The 16,982-nt window shown below is 70.7% G+C and carries 13 protein-coding genes; 4 read left to right on the plus strand and 9 right to left on the minus strand.

The genetic code is table 11. The features are described 5' to 3' along the window. Positions 1 to 82 precede the first annotated feature (82 nt). From ACJ8AN_RS06690 to ACJ8AN_RS06710, 5 genes are all read right to left on the minus strand, one after another. A complete protein-coding gene (locus ACJ8AN_RS06690; protein ID WP_407754401.1) occupies positions 83 to 1,294 on the minus strand; it encodes an SGNH/GDSL hydrolase family protein in 1,212 nt (403 codons plus the stop codon). A 290-nt stretch (positions 1,295 to 1,584) separates the two neighbouring features. Then, positions 1,585 to 2,142, minus strand: coding sequence for a hypothetical protein (locus ACJ8AN_RS06695; RefSeq protein ID WP_407754402.1), 558 nt, complete (start codon positions 2,140 to 2,142; stop codon positions 1,585 to 1,587). 262 nt (positions 2,143 to 2,404) lie between these two features. Further along, positions 2,405 to 3,049, minus strand: coding sequence for a DoxX family protein (locus ACJ8AN_RS06700; RefSeq protein WP_407754403.1), 645 nt, complete (start codon positions 3,047 to 3,049; stop codon positions 2,405 to 2,407). A 112-nt stretch (positions 3,050 to 3,161) separates the two neighbouring features. After that, the gene (locus tag ACJ8AN_RS06705; RefSeq protein ID WP_407754404.1) at positions 3,162 to 3,719 is read right to left on the minus strand and encodes an RNA polymerase sigma factor; all 558 of its coding nucleotides are present in this window, start codon (positions 3,717 to 3,719) and stop codon (positions 3,162 to 3,164) included. Positions 3,720 to 3,816: 97 nt separating this feature from the next. Then, positions 3,817 to 4,272, minus strand: coding sequence for a response regulator (locus ACJ8AN_RS06710; RefSeq protein WP_407754405.1), 456 nt, complete (start codon positions 4,270 to 4,272; stop codon positions 3,817 to 3,819). Positions 4,273 to 4,605: 333 nt separating this feature from the next. On the opposite strand from ACJ8AN_RS06710, the gene ACJ8AN_RS06715 reads away from it, so the two are divergent. The 4 genes from ACJ8AN_RS06715 (at position 4,606) to ACJ8AN_RS06730 (ending at position 14,301) form a co-directional block, all read left to right on the plus strand. Next, positions 4,606 to 8,691, plus strand: coding sequence for a protein kinase domain-containing protein (locus tag ACJ8AN_RS06715; RefSeq protein WP_407754406.1), 4,086 nt, complete (start codon positions 4,606 to 4,608; stop codon positions 8,689 to 8,691). Between the two features lie 54 nt (positions 8,692 to 8,745). Then, positions 8,746 to 9,270 carry a WbuC family cupin fold metalloprotein gene (locus tag ACJ8AN_RS06720; RefSeq protein ID WP_407754407.1) on the plus strand — a complete coding sequence of 175 codons (525 nt, stop codon included), beginning with the start codon at positions 8,746 to 8,748 and terminating at the stop codon, positions 9,268 to 9,270. Positions 9,271 to 9,579: 309 nt separating this feature from the next. Beyond that, a complete protein-coding gene (locus ACJ8AN_RS06725) occupies positions 9,580 to 13,623 on the plus strand; it encodes a protein kinase domain-containing protein (protein ID WP_407754408.1) in 4,044 nt (1,347 codons plus the stop codon). Positions 13,624 to 13,668: 45 nt separating this feature from the next. Further along, complete coding sequence (locus ACJ8AN_RS06730; RefSeq protein WP_407754409.1) at positions 13,669 to 14,301, plus strand: RNA polymerase sigma factor; 633 nt, start codon at positions 13,669 to 13,671, stop codon at positions 14,299 to 14,301. On the opposite strand, the gene ACJ8AN_RS06735 is transcribed toward ACJ8AN_RS06730, so the two are convergent. The 4 genes from ACJ8AN_RS06735 to ACJ8AN_RS06750 all read right to left on the minus strand — a co-directional run. Next, entirely contained in the window at positions 14,267 to 14,998 is a 732-nt protein-coding gene (locus tag ACJ8AN_RS06735; RefSeq protein WP_407754410.1) for a double-CXXCG motif protein, read from the minus strand. The two genes, ACJ8AN_RS06730 and ACJ8AN_RS06735, sit on opposite strands and share 35 nt — an antisense overlap. 23 nt (positions 14,999 to 15,021) lie before the next feature. Next, positions 15,022 to 15,738, minus strand: coding sequence for a TIGR02269 family lipoprotein (locus ACJ8AN_RS06740; RefSeq protein WP_407754411.1), 717 nt, complete (start codon positions 15,736 to 15,738; stop codon positions 15,022 to 15,024). Between the two features lie 115 nt (positions 15,739 to 15,853). Further along, entirely contained in the window at positions 15,854 to 16,588 is a 735-nt protein-coding gene (locus ACJ8AN_RS06745; RefSeq protein WP_407754412.1) for a double-CXXCG motif protein, read from the minus strand. Positions 16,589 to 16,607: 19 nt separating this feature from the next. Continuing rightward, positions 16,608 to 16,982 (minus strand): TIGR02269 family lipoprotein (locus ACJ8AN_RS06750; protein ID WP_407754413.1); only part of this gene is annotated, 375 nt, incomplete at its 5' end.

A 16,982-nucleotide genomic window follows, 5' to 3' on the forward strand; every position in this document is an offset into this window, starting at 1 on the left:
TCCGGCCACCTTCTGTGGCTAGGGCGATGCTTCCTCCCTCCGGAAGAGGGCGGCTGATTAAGAGGGCATCGGCTCACAGCCGTCAGGGCTGGGTTCCCGCGGGCAGCTTCACGCCGTCCTCGGGTTGCACGCCCGCTTCGCGCAGCACGCGCACCACCTCGGCGGCCATGACGCGGTGGCCCTCGGCGCTCGGGTGGATGCCGTCCACCTCCAGCCCGTCGAGGAAGAGGTGCACGTTGTCCGGCTGGCGCGTCACCGCCTCGAAGTCGATGACGTCGGGGAAGGTGGCGCGAATCCACGCGTTGAAGGCCAGCCGGTCGCGCTTCACCACCTCGTAGTCGCCGTGGTTCGTCTTCTCCTTGGGCAGCAGCGTTCCCACCCACGTGCGGCACAGGGGCTCGAGCCTCGAGAGCAGCACGTTCATCCGCGACTGCAATCCATTCAGATCCAGCGCGCTCAGGTCATTGGTGCCCAGCAGCACGAGGCAGTCGGTGACGCCGTGGAGCGAGAGCACCTCCTGGTCCAGGTTGAGCAGCTCATCGTAGAAGCCCTGGCCCGAGACGCCAGCGTTGACGATGGGGACGCCCAGCTGCGCCTGCGCCACGGAGGGCCAGGCCACGCGCGTGTCGTCGTGGTCGGTGATGTAGCCCTCGGTGATGCTGTCGCCCAGGGCGACGAAGGCGCGGGCGGGCGGGCCCTCGACGTCCACCGTGGCCAGCCCCACCGCGCGAGCCCAGGCCGTTCCCCCGAGCGAGCCCGTGACGCCCGTGTACGAGCCCGAGCGCACCTGGCTGCCCGGCAGGGCTTCAATGGCGCTCACCGCCAGCGCGCCCTGCACCTCGAAGGACACGGCGAGCTCGTCGCCGAAGCCCACCGGGAAGGAGACGGGATCGGACACCACGCGCGTCCTCGCGCCCACGGAGAAGCCCGGCGTGCCGGAGAACGTCACCGTCACCGGCTCGGAGGCGAGCGAGGCGTCCGGGCCCGCGCGGGCCACCGTGGCCTTGCGCAGCACGAGCGAGCCATCTCCCGAGCGGAAGGCGAGCCGCACCCGCTGTCCCGCCCGGCCCACCGGCACGCGCAGGCGGAACGTCGCGTTGCCCGTGCTGTAGGACCAGCGCAGCGCCTGGTGGAAGCCCGGTTGGAAGAGGGGAGGCAGGGGCCGGGGCGTGTCCTCCTCGTGGAGCGGCGCCACCGCGAGCCCTCCGCCGGGCAGCGGCTCCTCGGCGCGGCTCACCTGCTCGGGCGCGGGGGCCTCGGGCGGAGGCGGGAAGTTGTCTTCCCACTCGGCCACGGCGGGTCCGCATCCGGCCATGAGGATTGCCCACGCATACACCCAGCGCCGTATTCGTGCCCGTCCACCCATTCATCCCCTCCCGTGCGCACGAGGGTGTGCATCCTCCGGGCCACCGGCGAGCCGGGCGCATGTCGGGTGGACGACGGCCCCGTGCGCCGAAGGGCGGCCGGGCGGACGGGCCTGTTCCGGGGACGGGGTTGCGCGGAGGGCGCCCGAAAACAAACAAACGGCCCCCGCTCGCCAGGGGCGCGCGGAGGCCGTGGATGCGATGCGTGTTGCGCGGGTGCTTACGGCAGCACGTTGGAGATGAGCTTCCACTTGGAGCTGCTCTGGGCGGCGTTGTCCAGCCACGTGGACACGCCGATGATGCCGGCCATGCAGGCGAGGTTGAAGACACCCAGCCAGTTGACGAGCTTGGTGGTGCTCTTCACGTCGGCCGGAGCCTCGTCCGCGGCCTTGCTACCGGACTCCATCGGGATGCCCTCGCCGAGCGCGCGCCTGGCCAGGAAGCCACCGCCGATGAGGTTCACCAGCCCGCTGACGAGCGTGGCGCCCATCAGGAAGTCCTTCACGATGACGAGCTTGCGCGCGCTCGCCGAGATGGAGCGGCCGCTGATCTTCGAGCGGCCGAAGAACCAGGTCAGGGCGGTGGAGCCCAGGCCGATGGCGTTGATGATGTTGTAGCCATTCCAGGCGGCGTTGACGATCTTCGCGCGGTCCTGCTTGTCATTGATGAGGCGCGCCGACGGGTTGAGGGCCACGCGGCCGAAGAGCGAGCCGCCGAAGCCCGCGGCGAGCCCGAGGTTGTGCAGAACGTAGGCGCTGGTGGTGAGAGTCGGTGTCATGGGACCCCTCCTGTGCTGCTGCGTTGTGTGAGGCGGGGGTGAAACTACGCACGCCGCGTGGATCGGCTTGAGGACCTTGGTTCCCTGCCTGGTGGGAGGGAAGGTGGGCCTGTAGCTCCTTCCCGGAGTTTCGCGGTTGAACGGAGACGCAGCCCGGAAGCGGACATGCCAGGGCGCTCGCGCGTGCTTCAGCTACGCCTGCTCGCCCTGGATGTCTTCGACTCGCCACCCGGCGCGGTCGCGTCCGCTCGCCTGCCCGGCGTCACTCCTCCACGGGGACGGGCACGGGCACGGGGCGCGTCACCACCCGCCGCGGCGCGGGCCTCCACAGCAGGTAGGCCATGCTCAGCCCCAGCCCCAGCTCCAGCGGCAGCCTCCAGAACTGGTTCATCACCGGGAAGCCATCCATCACCACCGGGTTGCCCGTCACCTGGCGGATGCCCACCAGCAGTGCCACCATCATGTCGCCCGCCAGGGGCAGCGCGCACAGCCGGGTGATGAGCCGCGTCGCCGGCGTCCACGCCCCGAGGATGAGCCCCAGTCCGGCCACCACCTCCAGCACGATGACGAACCACGCGTTGAACAGGGGGAAGGGCACGCCGAGCCCCGAGAGCAACCGCGCGAAGCCCTCCGCGCCCGAGGCCACGTGCAGCCCCGGCGCGCCCACCAGCGTGGGCATCGCGAGGGCCTTCATGAAACCGAAGAGCATGAAGATGACGCCCGTCACGCCGCGCAACTGGTAGCGGCTGGCCGTCTCCGGGAGGCGCTCGAGCCAGTAGGTCCGCAGCGCGCTGCCCGGCGCCAGCGAGTCCACGAGGCGTGCGCGCGGCAGCGGGCGGCCCCCGGCGGGGCGGGAGGGAGTCGGGGTCTGGGTAACCTGGGGCAGGTGATGCGTGCTCGGATTCATGGGCGTTTGTCTTTGTCGTTTGGGTTCATTCATTGACACTGTGTGCCGTTCTCATGACGCGCCGCGGAAAAATCATTGTGCGGGGCATTTTCGTCTGGATTTATGTCTGGCTTCACGCCGCGAGCTCCTCCTCGCGTGCGAGGGCCAGGGGACGCAGCCAGGTCTCGAGCTCGCGCCGGGCCTGGTGCAGCCAGAAGCCCACCGTCCCCGGTGTGGTGCCGAGCCGCTTGGCGATGGCCTTGTAGCGAAGGCCCTCGCGGTGCAGCTCGAAGGCGGCGCGCAGCGGAGGCCGCAGCCGGGAGACGGCCTCGCACAGGTCCTCCTCGGAGATGCGCTCCCAGGCGTGCCACGCGCGCGGCTCGCGCACCAGCACCGGCGCGCGCAACAGCTCCAGGTGGGGGGCCTCGTTGTTCTCCGTGCGCTGGCGGCGGCAGTGGTCCAGGAAGCGCCGCTGGAGCGTGGTACACAACCACGCGCGGCACGTGCACTCGCTCCACTCGCGCAAGAGCGGGAAGTGCATCAGCGCGCGCTCCAGGGTGTCCTGCACCAGGTCCTCGGGCTCCACGCCGCCGTTGCGGCACAACTTGCGTGCGAGCCCCGTCAACAGGGGCACGTGCGGGCCGATGACGGCGGTGAAGTGCTGGCTGTCTTCCGCGTTGGTGTATGGCATGGCGCCTCCCCGCACGGATGGAGGAGGCTGGAGCCGAAAAGCACGCGGGCCGGGAGAGATTGTCTCCCGGCCCGCTCGTTCGCTCGGATGGACGGCCTCAGGGGGCCTGGAGGCACCCGCAGTCGGCTTCCCAGGCGGCTTCCCGCGACGCTTGCGAGAGCTCGCTCAGGTACGGGCCCCGAGGCGGTCCCTGGGGGAGGACTCCCGAATCGATGAGCGCCTGGTTGACGATCTCTTCAAACTCGGCGAGCTCCGCGCACTTCGAGAGAAAGGCCTTCACGCCCGGGGCATGCGGGTCCGTCGCGGCGCTGTGCATGATGATGGGCACGTCGTGCAACTCCTCGTCCTGCTCCAGGCGCTGGCACAGCTCCACGCCATTCATGCGCGGCATCTGCCAGTCCGTCACGACGAGGTCCGGCCGCCGCGTGTGGGCGATCTCCAGCGCCTCCCTTCCATCATGTGCACGCAGCACCCGATGGTCCATCAGCTCCAACACTTCCGTGTAGAGGTCGAGGAGCTCGGGCTCGTCATCGACAAGAAGAATGGTGCTCATGAGTTGACCTGTTCCTTTCGCTCAAAGAGGAAGTCGAGCGCGGTCCAGGCCTCTCGCAGGAGGAGGCTTCCGGTTCCCCGCCTCTCGACACCGGTGGAGTCCGCGTCTCACAGGTGTGATGTGTGTGATTTGATGCGCGTTGCACCGGATGGCCACATCCATTTGGAAGGGCCCGCTCGCTCCGTTGCTGTCCGCGGGGGGGCTCTGGGCGTGAGCAGCCAGCCGGGCGGGAATGACGCGGGAAAGCGGACGCTGACCCTCCCCTTGGGAGGGTTTCGTTGCCCGCCCCCTGGGGCACTCCTAACTTTGCTGAGGGGGGGCGGGGATTGCACCATGGGACGAACCGGCGAGGATGAGGGCCAGGGGCCCGGGGAGCCCCATCCGGACGAGGCGGAGCCCGGCTTCGACGCCGAGCCTGGTTTCGACGCGGAGCTGGGGGAGGACTCCCTCCTCGGGCTCGAGTCCGATTTCGGCGATTCCTTCCTGGCGGACGTGGCGGGCACGGACGTGCGCATTCCGTTCCGCCGGCTGCTTCCCGGGGAGCGGTTGGGCGGCACGGACGGGCGCCGCTTCGAAATCATCGAGGGGCTGGGCGAGGGCGCCATGGGCCAGGTCTTCCGCGCCCAGGACAACGAGCTGCAGCGGGTGGTGGCCCTCAAGTTCCTCTTCCCGCGCGAGGAGCTCGCCGGCATGGGCCTGCGCGAGGCCCGCGCCATCGCGCGGCTGGACCACGAGAACATCGTCCGCATCTTCGACGTCTCGGAATGGAGCGGCGGGCCGGGCGAGCCCACCGTCCCCTTCCTCGTCATGGAATGTCTGGCCGGCGAGTCGCTCTCGGACGTGCTCCGGCGCGAGCCGTTGCTGCCGCTGCGCCGCACGCTGGAAATCATGCGCGACGTGGCCGCGGGGCTGGCCCACGCGCACGAGCACCGCATCGTCCACCGCGACCTCAAGCCCAACAACGTCTTCATCACCCGGCAGGGCACGGTGAAGCTGTTGGACTTCGGGCTGGCGTGGCTGACGCCCCCCAGCGGCGCGTCCGTGCCGCACCTGCCCACCGCCGGGACGCCCCCGTACATGGCCCCGGAGCAGTGGCGCGGGGGCAAGGTGGACGAGCGCACCGACGTCTGGGCCGCGGGCGTCATGCTCTACGAGCTGCTCACCGGGGAGCTGCCCTATCCCCACCTGCTGCTGGAGGAGCTGCGCTCGCGGGTGCTCTCCCCGGAGCCGGTGCCCTCGCCGCGCGAGCGCCACCCGGAGCTGCCCTGGGAGCTGGAGTCGCTGCTCGCCGTGGCGCTGTCGAAGGACCCGGAGCAGCGGCTGCTGTCGGCCGAGGAGCTGCGCGAGGAGCTGCGCGAGCTGGAGGAGCACCTGCGCCCCGGCCGGGGTGCCCAGCGCTCGGTGGCCCCGCAGCGGCGGCAGGTGACGCTGGTGTACTGCCGGGTGGAGGGCCTCACCCCGCTGGCGGATGAGCTGGATCCGGAGGACTTCGGCGAGCTGGAGGCGGCCTTCCACCGCGCGGTCTCCGAGGCCATCCAGCGCCACGGCGGCTTCATCACCCTGTGCATGGGCGACGAGGTGCTGGCGTGCTTCGGCTACCCGGTGGCGAAGGAGGGGGACTCGGAGTGCGCGGTGCTCGCGGGGCTGGATTTGCCCAAGGCCGTGCGCGAGGCCTTCCGGGGACGCCTGCCGCCGGGGCCGCTGCCGGAGCTCGCGGTGCGGGTGGGCATCGACACGGACATGGTGGTGCTCGACGACATCCTCCCGGAGCTGCGCGGGCACACCCCCACCATTCAAGGCGAGGCCCCGCGCATCGCCACCTGGCTGGCGCGGCAGGCCGGCCCCGACGAGGTGGCGCTCGGCCCCAGCACCTACAACCTGGTGCGGCGCGCCTTCGACACCGAGCCGCTCGGCACCCGCGCCTACGACGGGCGGCGCTCCTTCGAGGTGCACCGTGTGCTGCGCTCGCGCCCGGCCGTCATCCGCTTCGAGCGCACGCTCACCGAGCACGGCAAGCTCAGCCCGCTGGTGGGCCGCGAGCACGAGCTGGAGCTGTTGCTCGACGCGTGGGCGCGGGCCCGCGAGGGGCAGGGCTGCTACGTGCTGCTCAGCGGCGAGGCGGGCATCGGCAAGTCCCGCCTCATCCAGGAGCTGGGCGAGCGCGTGCAGCCAGACAAGCCCATGGTCTTCCGGCTGCAGTGCTGGAACCAGTACAGCACCAGCGCCCTGCACCCGCTCATCGAGATGCTGCATCGGCTGTGGGTGAGCCCGGACCGCTCGCCCCAGGAGAACCTGCAGGCGATGGAGCGCAACCTGGAGAAGCAGGGCCTGACGCCGCTGCAGGTGCGGCTGCTGGCCTCGCTCATGTCGCTGCCGGTGGCCGAGGACTCCCCGCACCTGCGCCTCACCCCGCAGCGGCAGAAGGAGGAGACGCTGGCGGCGCTGGCCACGCTGCTGGTGCACAACTCGGCGGAGCGCCCGGTGATGGTGGTGGTGGAGGATCTGCACTGGGCGGACCCCTCCACGCTGCAGATGCTGACGTACCTGCTCACCATCGTGGAGCGCACGAGCCTGCTCTTCGTGCTCAGTGCCCGCCCCGAGTTCCGCCCGCCGTGGACGCAGCGGCCCACCTGCCAGTCCATCGCGCTGGAGCGGTTGCCGGCCTCCTTCACCGAGCAGCTGGTGAAGGAAGTGGCGCGCGGGCAGGACCTGCCGGAGGAGGTGGTGACGCAGCTGGTGGCCCGCACGGACGGCATCCCCCTCTTCGTGGAGGAGATGACGCGGGTGATGCTGGAGAGCGGGGCGTCGGCCTCCATCCCCGTCACCCTCCAGGAGCTGCTGCTGGCCCGGTTGGACTCGCTGCCGCGCCGGCAGAAACAGCTGGCGCAATTGTGCGCGGTGGTGGGGCGCAGCTTCTCCCATGCGCTGCTCGCCATCCTCACGGGCCTGGGCGGCACGGTGCTGCGGCGGGACCTGGCGGGGCTGGTGTCCGCGGGGCTGCTCCAGTCGCTCAACGAGGAGGCCGAGCCCGGCTTCCAGTTCCGCCACGCCCTCATCCAGGAGGCGGCCTACCAGTCCCTGCCCCGCAGCGCGCGGCGGCAGTACCACCAGCGCATCGCCCAGGCCCTGGTGGAGCACTTCCCCTGGGTGGCCGCGTCCCGGCCCGAGCTGCTGGCCCACCACTACACCGAGGCCGGCCAGCTCAAGCAGGCCATCCACTACCGGCGGCTGGCGGGCATGCTCGCCAGCCAGCGCTCGGCCAACGAGGAGGCGGTGAGCCACCTCACCCAGGCGCTCAAGCTGCTGCGCAGCCTCCCGGACGCCCCGGCGCTCACCCAGGACGAGCTTCAACTGCTCATCGCCCTGGGTCTGCCCCTGGTGCAGGTGCAGGGCTACCGCTCGCCCGAGGTGGAGGCCACGTACACGCGCGTGCAGCAGCTCTTCCGCCAGGTGGGCGATGAGCTGCCCCGCCTGGAGCTGAGCTTCTGGGGCTCCTTCGCCTACTGCTTCGCGCGCGGCAAGTCGCGCGACGCGCAGGCGGTGGCCGAGCTGCTGGTGGACCTGGGCGAGCGCCAGCGGATTCCGGAGCTGCTCTCCATGGGCCACCGGATGATGGCCACGGACTACTTCACCTGGGGACAGATGACCACCGCGCTCCAGCACGTGGAGCTGGCGCTGGAGCGCTCGGACTTCGATCTCGAGCAGCACCGGGCGCTCGCGGTGCGGCAGTGGGTGAATCCGCGCGCGGCCGCGCTGGCCTACGGCACCCTGCCGCTGTCGGTGACGGGACAGGACGAGCGGGCCGAGCACTTCACCCGCGAGGCGCTGGAGCTGGCCGGGAGGATTGGCCATCCGCACACGACGGCGTTCGCGCTCACCTACTGCGCCGTCGGCGCCCAGCTGCGGTGGGACGCGCGCACGACGCTGGGGCTGGTGGACCAGTGCATCGCGCTCTCGCGCGAGCACCGCTTCCTCTTGTGGTACCTGTGGCCCTCGGCGCTGCGGGCCTGGGCCCTGGCCGAGCTGGGGCGCGCGCAGGAGGGCCTGGTGCAGATGCGCCAGGTGATGGAGCAGTGGCAGCGCTCGGGCCTGGTGGCGGGCATGCCGCACAACCTGGGCATGCTGGCCCACATCCACCTGAGGCTGGGCCAGGCGCAGGAGGGGCTGGCCGCGGTGGACGAGGCCCTGACGTGGCCGCCGATGACGACCGAGTGCTCGTACCTCCCCGAGCTGCACCGGGTGCGCGGCGAGCTGCTGCGGCAGGCCGGCCGCGAGGAGGAGGCGCGGGGTGAGTTGCTCGAGGCCATCCGCTACGCCCGGGAGCACGAGATGTTCGCCTACGAGCGGCGCGCCCAGGCCAGCCTGCGCCGGCAGTCACAGGAGCTGGGACTGCACGAGGAAGCGCCGTCGCATCCGTGACGCGGGCGCCACGGCGCGCTGGCCGCGCCCGCGTCCCCGTGCTCCGCTGGGGCCATGAGCTCTTCCTCGCGTCGTGCCCTGGAGGCTCCCGCCGGGGAGCTGGTGGTCCTCTCGCGCTCGCTCGTCGAGGACGTGTGCGAGGCGTCCCGGACGAGTCCCCGGCGGCGCATCATCCTGCCCTTCCACAAGCGCGAGGACGAGCTGCTGCACCGGATGCTCAACGTCATCCAGCCGGACAGCTACGTGCGGCCCCACCGGCACCTGGAGCCGCCCAAGGCCGAGGCCTGGGTGGTGCTGCGCGGCGCGCTGGCCTTCTTCACCTTCGAGGAGGACGGGCGCATCCGGGACTGTCTGTCATTGGAGGCCGGGGGCGAGCGGTTCGGGGTGGACCTGGCGCCGGGCATCTTCCACGGGCTCGTCGCGCTCGCGCCGGACACGGTCCTCTTCGAGACGAAGAGCGGGCCCTTCGCCCCGGCCACTGACAAGTCCTTCGCCGCGTGGGCCCCCGCCGAGGGCACGCCCGAGGCCGCGGGCTACCTGGCCGCGCTGCTCGAGGAGTACCGGCGGCGCTACCCGTAGCCCGCACGGCGGCCCATCGCCTGGATGCCCGGTGGGCGATGAAGGAGACGCCTTCCTCCCCCCGACATCACAACCTCCGCGGCGTCGCTCTTCCCCAAAGGGGCGCTGTCCGAACGTCACGCCCGCGGAGGTGTCCATGTGCAGTGTTTCCTGGGCAGATGAAGGCTCGTCCTCTCGGGCTGGTGGGCTGCCTGCCCCGGACATGGCTCCCGCCCCCGGGGCCCGTTGCGTTGCCCGGTGACCATGGGACCCATAACTTCATTCATCCAGGCCTTCCGGCGTGAGGGCCCGTCGACCGGGGAGCAGGGAATGCACGACGAGACCGGTCACACCAGCGGCGACGAGCGCCCGCCCGAGGCGCGGCCGAGACGTGCCGACGACTCGGACTTCGGCGATTCCTTCCTGAGGGAGGTGGCCCAGAGTCCAGCTCCGTTCCGCAAGCCGGCGACCGGAGAGCGGCTGGGGGGCTCGGATGGCCGCCGGTTCGAGATTCTCGCGGAGCTGGGCGGGGGGGCCATGGGGCGGGTGTTCCGCGCGCGCGACGAGGAGCTGCAGCGCGTGGTGGCCCTCAAGTTCCTCCTGCCTCGCGAGGGATTGGACGAGCGCTGGCCCATTGGTCTGCTGCGGCAGGAGGCGCGGGCCATCGCGCAGCTGGACCACGAGAACATCGTCCGCATCTTCGACGTCGCCGAGTGGGTGGGCGCCCCCTGGGAGCCGCGCATTCCCTTCCTCGTCATGGAGTGCCTGGAGGGCGAGTCGCTCGGCGCGGTGCTCCATCGCGAGAAGCGGCTGGGCGTGCGGCGCACGTTGGAAATCATGAGCGCGGTGGCCGCGGGGCTGGCGCACGCGCACGGCCGTCACATCGTCCACCGCGACCTCAAGCCCAGCAATGTCTTCATCAGCAAGGAAGGCGGGGTGCGCCTGCTGGACTTCGGGCTCGCGTGGCTCACGTCCTCCAGCGGCTCGCCCGTGCCGTACCTGCCCACCGCCGGCACGCCGCCCTACATGTCCCCGGAGCAGTGGCGCGGCGGCAGGCAGGACGAGCGCACGGACCTCTGGTCCTGCGGCGTCATGCTCTACGAGATGCTCACCGGCGAGCTGCCCTACCCGAGCGCCACGCTGGAGGAGCTGCGCGCCAAGGTGGTGTCCCTCGAGCCCGCCCCCTCGGTCCTCGCCCGCCGGCCGGAGCTGCCCGCGGAATTGGCGGCGCTCGTGGCCTCGGCCCTGGTGAAGGAGCCGCGCGAGCGCCTGCCCTCGGCCACGGAGCTGCGCGAGCGGCTGCGCCGGCTGGAGGAGCGCCTGGGGCCCTGGCGCGAGGAGCCGCGCTCGGTGGCGCCCCAGCGCCGGCCGGTGACGCTGGTGTCCTGCCACCTGGTGGGGCTGGTGGGGCTCGCCCAGCGGTTGGACCCGGAGGACTTCAGCGAGCTGGAGGCCGCCTTCCAGAAGAGCTGCTCGGAGCTCCTCCAGCGCCACGGTGGCTCCATCACCACCTGTGTCGGGGACGAGGTGCTGGCCTGCTTCGGCTATCCCGTGGCCCACGAGGAGGACTCCGAGCAGGCCATCAGCGCGGGGCTGAAGCTCGTCGAGGCCCTGCCGCGGGAGCTGCGCCTGCGCCTGCCCTCGCTGGCGCTGGGCTCGCTGGCGGTCCAGGTGGGCCTCCACACGGAGCTGGTGGTATTCGACGACATCCTCCCGGAGCTGCGGGGGCGCACCCCCAGCATCCAGGGCGAGGCCCCGCGCATCGCCTCGTGGCTGGCCCGGCAGGCCGAACCCGGCCGGGTGGTGCTCAGCGACTCCACGCACACCCTGGTGCGGCGCGCCTTCGAGTCCGAGGTGCTCGGCGCGCGCACCTTCGAGGGCCTGTCCGGCGCGCGGCGGGTGGACATCTGGCGCGTGACGCGCGCGCGCAAGGCCGCCATCCGCTTCGACCGGGCGCTGGCCGCCGGCGCGCTCTCCGCGCTGGTGGGCCGCGAGCACGAGTTGAGCCAGTTGCTCGAGCTGTGGGAGGCGGCCCGCGAGGGGCGGGGCGCCTTCGTGCTGCTCTCCGCCGAGGCCGGCCTGGGCAAGTCCCGCCTCGTCCAGGAGGTGCGCCAGCGGGTGGAGCCCGCGGCCGGCACCATCCTGCGCTGCCAGTGCTGGAGCCAGTTCGCCAACAGCGCCTTCCACCCCATCATCGAGATGCTGCAGCACCTCTTCCGGCTGGAGCCGGAGGGCGAGCCGGGGGACAACCTCGCGCGGCTGGAGTCGCAGCTGGGCACGTTCGGCCTGGAGCCGGAGCACATGGCCCTCATCGCCGCCTTCCTCTCGCTGCCGGTGAAGGAGAACCTGCCCTTCCTCCAGCTCTCCTCGGACCGGCAGAAGGAGCGCACCCTCGAGGCCCTCACGGCGCTGCTGCTGCGCATGGCGCACGAGCGCCCGGTGCTCGGCGTGGTGGAGGACCTGCACTGGGCGGACCCGTCCACGCTGGAGCTGCTCGACTACGTGCTGACGCGGGTGGAGGACGCCCCCGTGCTGCTGCTGCTGAGCGCCCGGCCCTCGAGCTTCCAGCACGCGTGGCCCGACGTGCGCCAGCTGCACCGGGTGGCGTTGGAGCGGCTGCCGGCGCGGCTCACCGCCACGCTGGTACAGGAGGCGGCCGGGGACCAGAGCCTGCCGGAGGAGACGGTGCGCCTGCTGGTGGAGAAGACGGACGGCATCCCCCTCTTCGTGGAGGAGATGACGCGCATGGTGGTGGGGGGCGGGGCCCTGGCCTCCATCCCCGTCACCCTGCACGAGCTGCTGCTGGCGCGCCTGGACGCGCTGCCCGCGCGCCTCAAGGCGCTGGCCCAGCTGTGCGCGGTGGTGGGGCGCGGCTTCTCCCATGCGCTGCTGGCCACGCTGACGCGGCGCACGCCCTCCTCGCTCTATCAGGACCTGGAGGAGCTGGTGGCCACCGGGGTGCTCCAGCGCGAGGGGGAGGAGGGCAAGCCGGGCTACCAGTTCCGCCACGCGCTGCTGCAGGACGCGGCCTACCAGTCGCTGCTGCGCAGCACCCGGCGCCAGCACCACCGGAGAATCGCCCAGGCGGTGGAGGAGCAGTTCCCCGAGGTGGTGGAGACGCAGCCGGAGCTGCTCGCCCACCACTACACCGAGGCGGGCGCGTACGAGCCGGCCATCCGCCACTGGATGCGGGCCGGGGTGCGCGCCAGCCTGCACTCGGCCAACCTGGAGGCGGTGAGCCACCTGCGGCGGGGGCTCGAGCTGTTGCAGTCCCTGCCCGAGTCCGCGCCGAGGATGCAGCAGGAGCTGCAGCTGCTGCTCGCCCTGGGCATTCCGCTCTCGCAGGTGCAGGGCTACCGCTCGCCCGAGGTGAGGCGCACGTACGCCCGGGCGCGCGAGCTCTTCCGCACCGTGGGCGAGGGGCTGGCGGGCCTGGAGCTGCCCTACTGGGGGCCCTTCGCCTACTACTTCGCCCGCGCCGAGTTCCTCCTCTCGCACGAGCTGGCCGAGCAGTTGGTGGACATGGGCTCGCGCCAGCACGACCAGGAGTTGCTCGCCCTGGGCTACCGGATGATGGCCACCGACTTCTTCACCTGGGGGCGGATGCACGAGGCGCTCGAGCACGTGGAGCGGGCCATGGCGTGCTCGGACTTCGCCGCGTCCATGGAGCAGCACCGCGCCATGGCCGTGCGCCACTGGGTGCACCCGCGGGCGACGGCGCTCATCCACGCCTCCGTCATCCGCTCCGTGCTCGGCCAGGAGGACCTCGCGCTGCGCCACGCCCACGAGGCCCTGGAGCTGGCCAACCGCATCGGCCACCCCAACACGCGCGCCTACGTGCTGCTCTACGCCGCCCTGTCCTGCCAGCTGCGGCACGACGCGCGGGGCACGCTCGCGCTGGCCGAGGAGTGCCATGCCTTCGCGCGCGAGCACTGGCTGCGGCTGTGGGTCGAGTGGTCCGGGCTGCTGTGTGGCTGGGCGCAGGCCGAGCTGGGCTCGCCCGAGCGGGGCCTGGCGCGGATGCGCGAGGGGCTGAGCCGGTGGCGGATGGTGGGACTGCGCGCGGGCATGCCGCTGCACCTCGGTTTGTTGGCCGAAGTGCACCTGCGGTCGGGACAGCCGCGCGAGGCGCTGCTCGCGGTGGTCGAGGCGAAGAAGTGGGTGGAGTCGGTGGGCGAGCACTACTTCGAGGCGGGGCTGTACCGGATTGAGGGCGAGGCGCGGCGGTCGTTGGGGGACGAGGCGGGGGCGCGCGCGAGCCTGCTCGAGTCGGTGCGCATCGCGCGAGAGCAGGGAGCGGGGGAGTACGAGCGGCAGGCGCTGCGGGTGTTGGAGGCGCCCGCGCCGCCCGGGGTGCACGCACACGGGCCGTGAGCGGGCGGGGACACACGAGAACGAGAGGGGACGAGGAGAGCCACCATGCAGTTGGACGAGCGCGAGAAGCTGGAGCGGGAAATCCAGGGTTTGTGCAAGCAGGGCAACATGGCGGGGGCCGTGGAGCGGGCGTTGGAGGGGTATGGGCAGGAAATCATGCGGCTGATGGCGTCGGTGCTGCATGACTATGAGCGGAGCCGGGATGCCTTCAGCCTCTTCAGCGAGAATCTCCTGCGGGGCCTGGCGGGCTTCCGTTGGGAGAGCTCCTTCCGCACGTGGGCATACCGGCTGGCGCGCAACGCGTGTTACCAGGTGATGCACGCGCCGTCGGGCCGGGAGCAGCCGGTGAGCATGTCGAAGCTGCCGGACGAGTCCTTCAAGCCGCGCTCGGAGACGCGTCCCTGGCAGCGCACGTCGGTGAAGGAGCGCTTCCGCGCGCTGCGCGAGAGCTTGGACCCACAGGAGCGCATGTTGTTGCTGCTCCGGGTGGATCAGCGCCTGTCGTGGGAGGAGGTTGCGCGGGTGATGTCCGAGGGCGAGGACGACCTGACGGACGCGGTGCTCAAGCGCAAGGCGGCGGCGTTGCGCCAGCAGTTCCAGCGAATCAAAACGCACCTGCGCTCGCTGGCGCAGGAGGAAGGGCTCATCGCCTCCGAGGATTCCTCGACGCACGTGTAGGGAGCGCCTGGAAGGCGATGCCGTCCAATCCCAGACGCTGACAGGCGTCGACGAAGCGCTCGGTGCAGACGATAAAACCGGGGTGCTCCTCCAGCCGGAACAGGTCCAGGTGCTCTGGCACGGTGGTGGTGTCGAGCAAGCGCTCGTCGGGCAGCGAGACGCCATCCCGGCCGCAGCGGGCACAGGGAGGAGGACGGGGAGGCAGGCAGTCCGGGTGCAGGTCGCCCGCGGGGAGGATTTCCAGCTCGAGCAGCTCGGGCGCGCTGCGCTGGCGGAAACGCAGGACGGGGCGGCAGCCCTTGAGGCCGCGCAGGCCCTCGGCCTGGAGCTTCTCGAGGGGCTCTCGCTGCACCATCAGCATCCAGGGCACGGGGGTCACGAACGAGCCGAACCGGCCCCGACCCCAGCCCACGAATGGACCCAGCTCGGTTCCCGGACCCAGCACGGCGCCCGGTGGCATCAGGGGGCGGACCATCTCACGGAGCCGCTCGTACTCCTCAATGGGTTCGGCTCGGGCTGTCTCGAAGTCTGCCAGGGCGAGCACCGGAGTCAGGTCCACGGAGGGGTACATGTATCCGCCACCCCACGTAGCCTTGCAAAGGGGGCAGGTGAGGCCCGGGAGCCCCCACTTGTACGAGCCATCGACGTAGCCCGTGTAGCCCGAAGTCTTGTCTTCCTCGATGGTGAAGTAGTCCATGCGTGGGTTTCCAGTCCCTCTGCTCAGTCACAATCGTAGGACACGAACGGGCCATTTACTCCGAATCGGAGCATGAGCTCGCCCGCGAACCGCCAGATGTCCTCCGTGGTGGCGAGTCTGCGGTTCTTGGTCATGAACTGTCGCCACGCTTCATTCCATTGTCCGCCTTCGGGTCCGCCGCTGTGCAGCCAGACGTGGAAGCTTCGGGGAACACGGACGGTGTAGGCATGGATGTCGATGCGCTTGATGGCGAACCAATCGGCGAGGACCGGCTGCTGCGGAAAGATGTGGTGCTTCTCGAAGGGCTCACGCGGGCGGGTGATGCAGAAGGAGCGGTAGTCCTTGAAGGCGAGCCGCTCCTGCGGCTTCCAATTGTGCCAGGGGATTTCGAAGACGGGCTCCGTTCCCGAGGGCGCGGCCAGGGGCCTTCCCCACCAGCGGCCGGGATTGTCCTCCACGGGAAGGCGGAGCACCGTCTCCGCCTCCGGAATCACGGCCTGCGCCAGCAGCACCGGGCGTGCGTGCGCCTCCACCACGTCCTGACAGCGCCAGAGCGCGCAGCGCTCCGCGTCACACAGCGGCACCACGCAGCTCGGATCCGCGCGGGCCTCCTCCCACGAGTACACGGCGTCCGTCGCTTCAATCTCCTCCGCGGGCCCGGCGGACCGCGTGGCGGCACAGGCGCTCAGCAGCAGCATGCAGAGGAGGGCGAGGCTCCTCGGGAAGGGCAGGGGGCTCATCTGGCCGATGCTACCCGCGAACGTAGGCAGGCCCCCGGCAAGTTCCAGGACATGCGGTTCACGCTTGCCGAGTGCGCTACGCAGATGGTGATGAGCCTGGCTGTCCTGGTCTGACTCATCGCCTCGGAGGATTCCTCGACGCACGTGTAGGGAGCGCCTGGAAGGTGATGCCATCCAATCCCAGACGTTGACAGGCGTCGACGAAGCGCCCGGTGCAGACGATAAAACCGGGGTGGTTCTCCAACCGGAACAGGTCCAGGTGTTCTGGCACGGTGGTGGTGTCGAGCAAGCGCTCGTCGGGCAGCGAGACGCCATCCCGGCCGCAGCGGGCACAGGGAGGAGGACTGGGAGGCAGGCAGTCCGGGTGCAGGTCGCCCGCGGGGAGGATTTCCAACTCGAGCAGCTCGGGCGCGCTGCGCTGGCGGAAACGCAGGACGGGGCGGCAGCCCTTGAGGCCGCGTAGGCCCTCGGCCTGGAGCTTCTCGAGGGGCTCTCGCTGCACCATCAGCATCCAGGGCACGGGGGTCACGAACGAGCCGAACCGGCCCCGACCCCAGCCCACGAATGGACCCAGCTCGGTTCCCGGACCCAGCACGGCGCCCGGTGGCATCAGGGGGCGGACCATCTCCCGGAGCCGCTCATATTCTTCGATGGGCTCGGCTCGGGCTGTCTCGAAGTCGGCCAGAGCGAGCACGGGAGTCAGGTCCACGGAGGGGTACATGTACCCGCCACCTCCCCATGTGGCCTTGCAGAGAGGGCAGATGACGCCCGGAAGCCCCCACTTGTACGAGCCATCGACGTAGCCCGTGTAGCCCGAAGTCTTGTCTTCCTCGATGGTGAAGTAGTCCATGGGTTTCCAGTCCCGCTGCTCAGTCACAATCGTAGGACACGAATGGGCCGTTGACCCCAAATCGGATCATGAGCTCGCCCGCGAACCGCCAGATGTCTTCCGTGGTGGCGAGACTGCCCTTCTTTCGCATGAATTGTCGCCAGGCCTCATTCCACTGCCCGCCTGCAGGGCCGCCACTGTGCAGCCAGGTATGGAAGCTTTTGGGAACACGGACGGTGTAGGCGTGGATGTCAATGTGGTTCCTGTCGAACCATCTGGCCAGGACCGGCTGCTGCGGAAAGATGTGGTGCTTCTCGAAGGGCTCACGCGGGCGGGTGATGCAGAAGGAGCGGTAGTCCTTGAAGGCGAGCCGCTCCTGCGGCTTCCAATTGTGCCAGGGGATTTCGAAGACGGG

The organism is Archangium sp., assembly GCF_045802675.1.
Lineage (GTDB): Bacteria > Myxococcota > Myxococcia > Myxococcales > Myxococcaceae > Archangium.

Bases quoted from the DNA above. Each gene is read 5' to 3' on its own strand.
- ACJ8AN_RS06715 (WP_407754406.1), top strand. From the start codon at position 4,606: ATGGGACGAACCGGCGAGGATGAGGGCCAGGGGCCCGGGGAGCCCCAT.
- ACJ8AN_RS06745 (WP_407754412.1), bottom strand. From the start codon at position 16,588: ATGGACTACTTCACCATCGAGGAAGACAAGACTTCGGGCTACACGGGC.
- ACJ8AN_RS06695 (WP_407754402.1), bottom strand. From the start codon at position 2,142: ATGACACCGACTCTCACCACCAGCGCCTACGTTCTGCACAACCTCGGG.
- ACJ8AN_RS06725 (WP_407754408.1), top strand. From the start codon at position 9,580: ATGCACGACGAGACCGGTCACACCAGCGGCGACGAGCGCCCGCCCGAG.
- ACJ8AN_RS06705 (WP_407754404.1), bottom strand. From the start codon at position 3,719: ATGCCATACACCAACGCGGAAGACAGCCAGCACTTCACCGCCGTCATC.
- ACJ8AN_RS06735 (WP_407754410.1), bottom strand. From the start codon at position 14,998: ATGGACTACTTCACCATCGAGGAAGACAAGACTTCGGGCTACACGGGC.
- ACJ8AN_RS06700 (WP_407754403.1), bottom strand. From the start codon at position 3,049: ATGAATCCGAGCACGCATCACCTGCCCCAGGTTACCCAGACCCCGACT.
- ACJ8AN_RS06740 (WP_407754411.1), bottom strand. From the start codon at position 15,738: ATGAGCCCCCTGCCCTTCCCGAGGAGCCTCGCCCTCCTCTGCATGCTG.
- ACJ8AN_RS06720 (WP_407754407.1), top strand. From the start codon at position 8,746: ATGAGCTCTTCCTCGCGTCGTGCCCTGGAGGCTCCCGCCGGGGAGCTG.
- ACJ8AN_RS06730 (WP_407754409.1), top strand. From the start codon at position 13,669: ATGCAGTTGGACGAGCGCGAGAAGCTGGAGCGGGAAATCCAGGGTTTG.
- ACJ8AN_RS06710 (WP_407754405.1), bottom strand. From the start codon at position 4,272: ATGAGCACCATTCTTCTTGTCGATGACGAGCCCGAGCTCCTCGACCTC.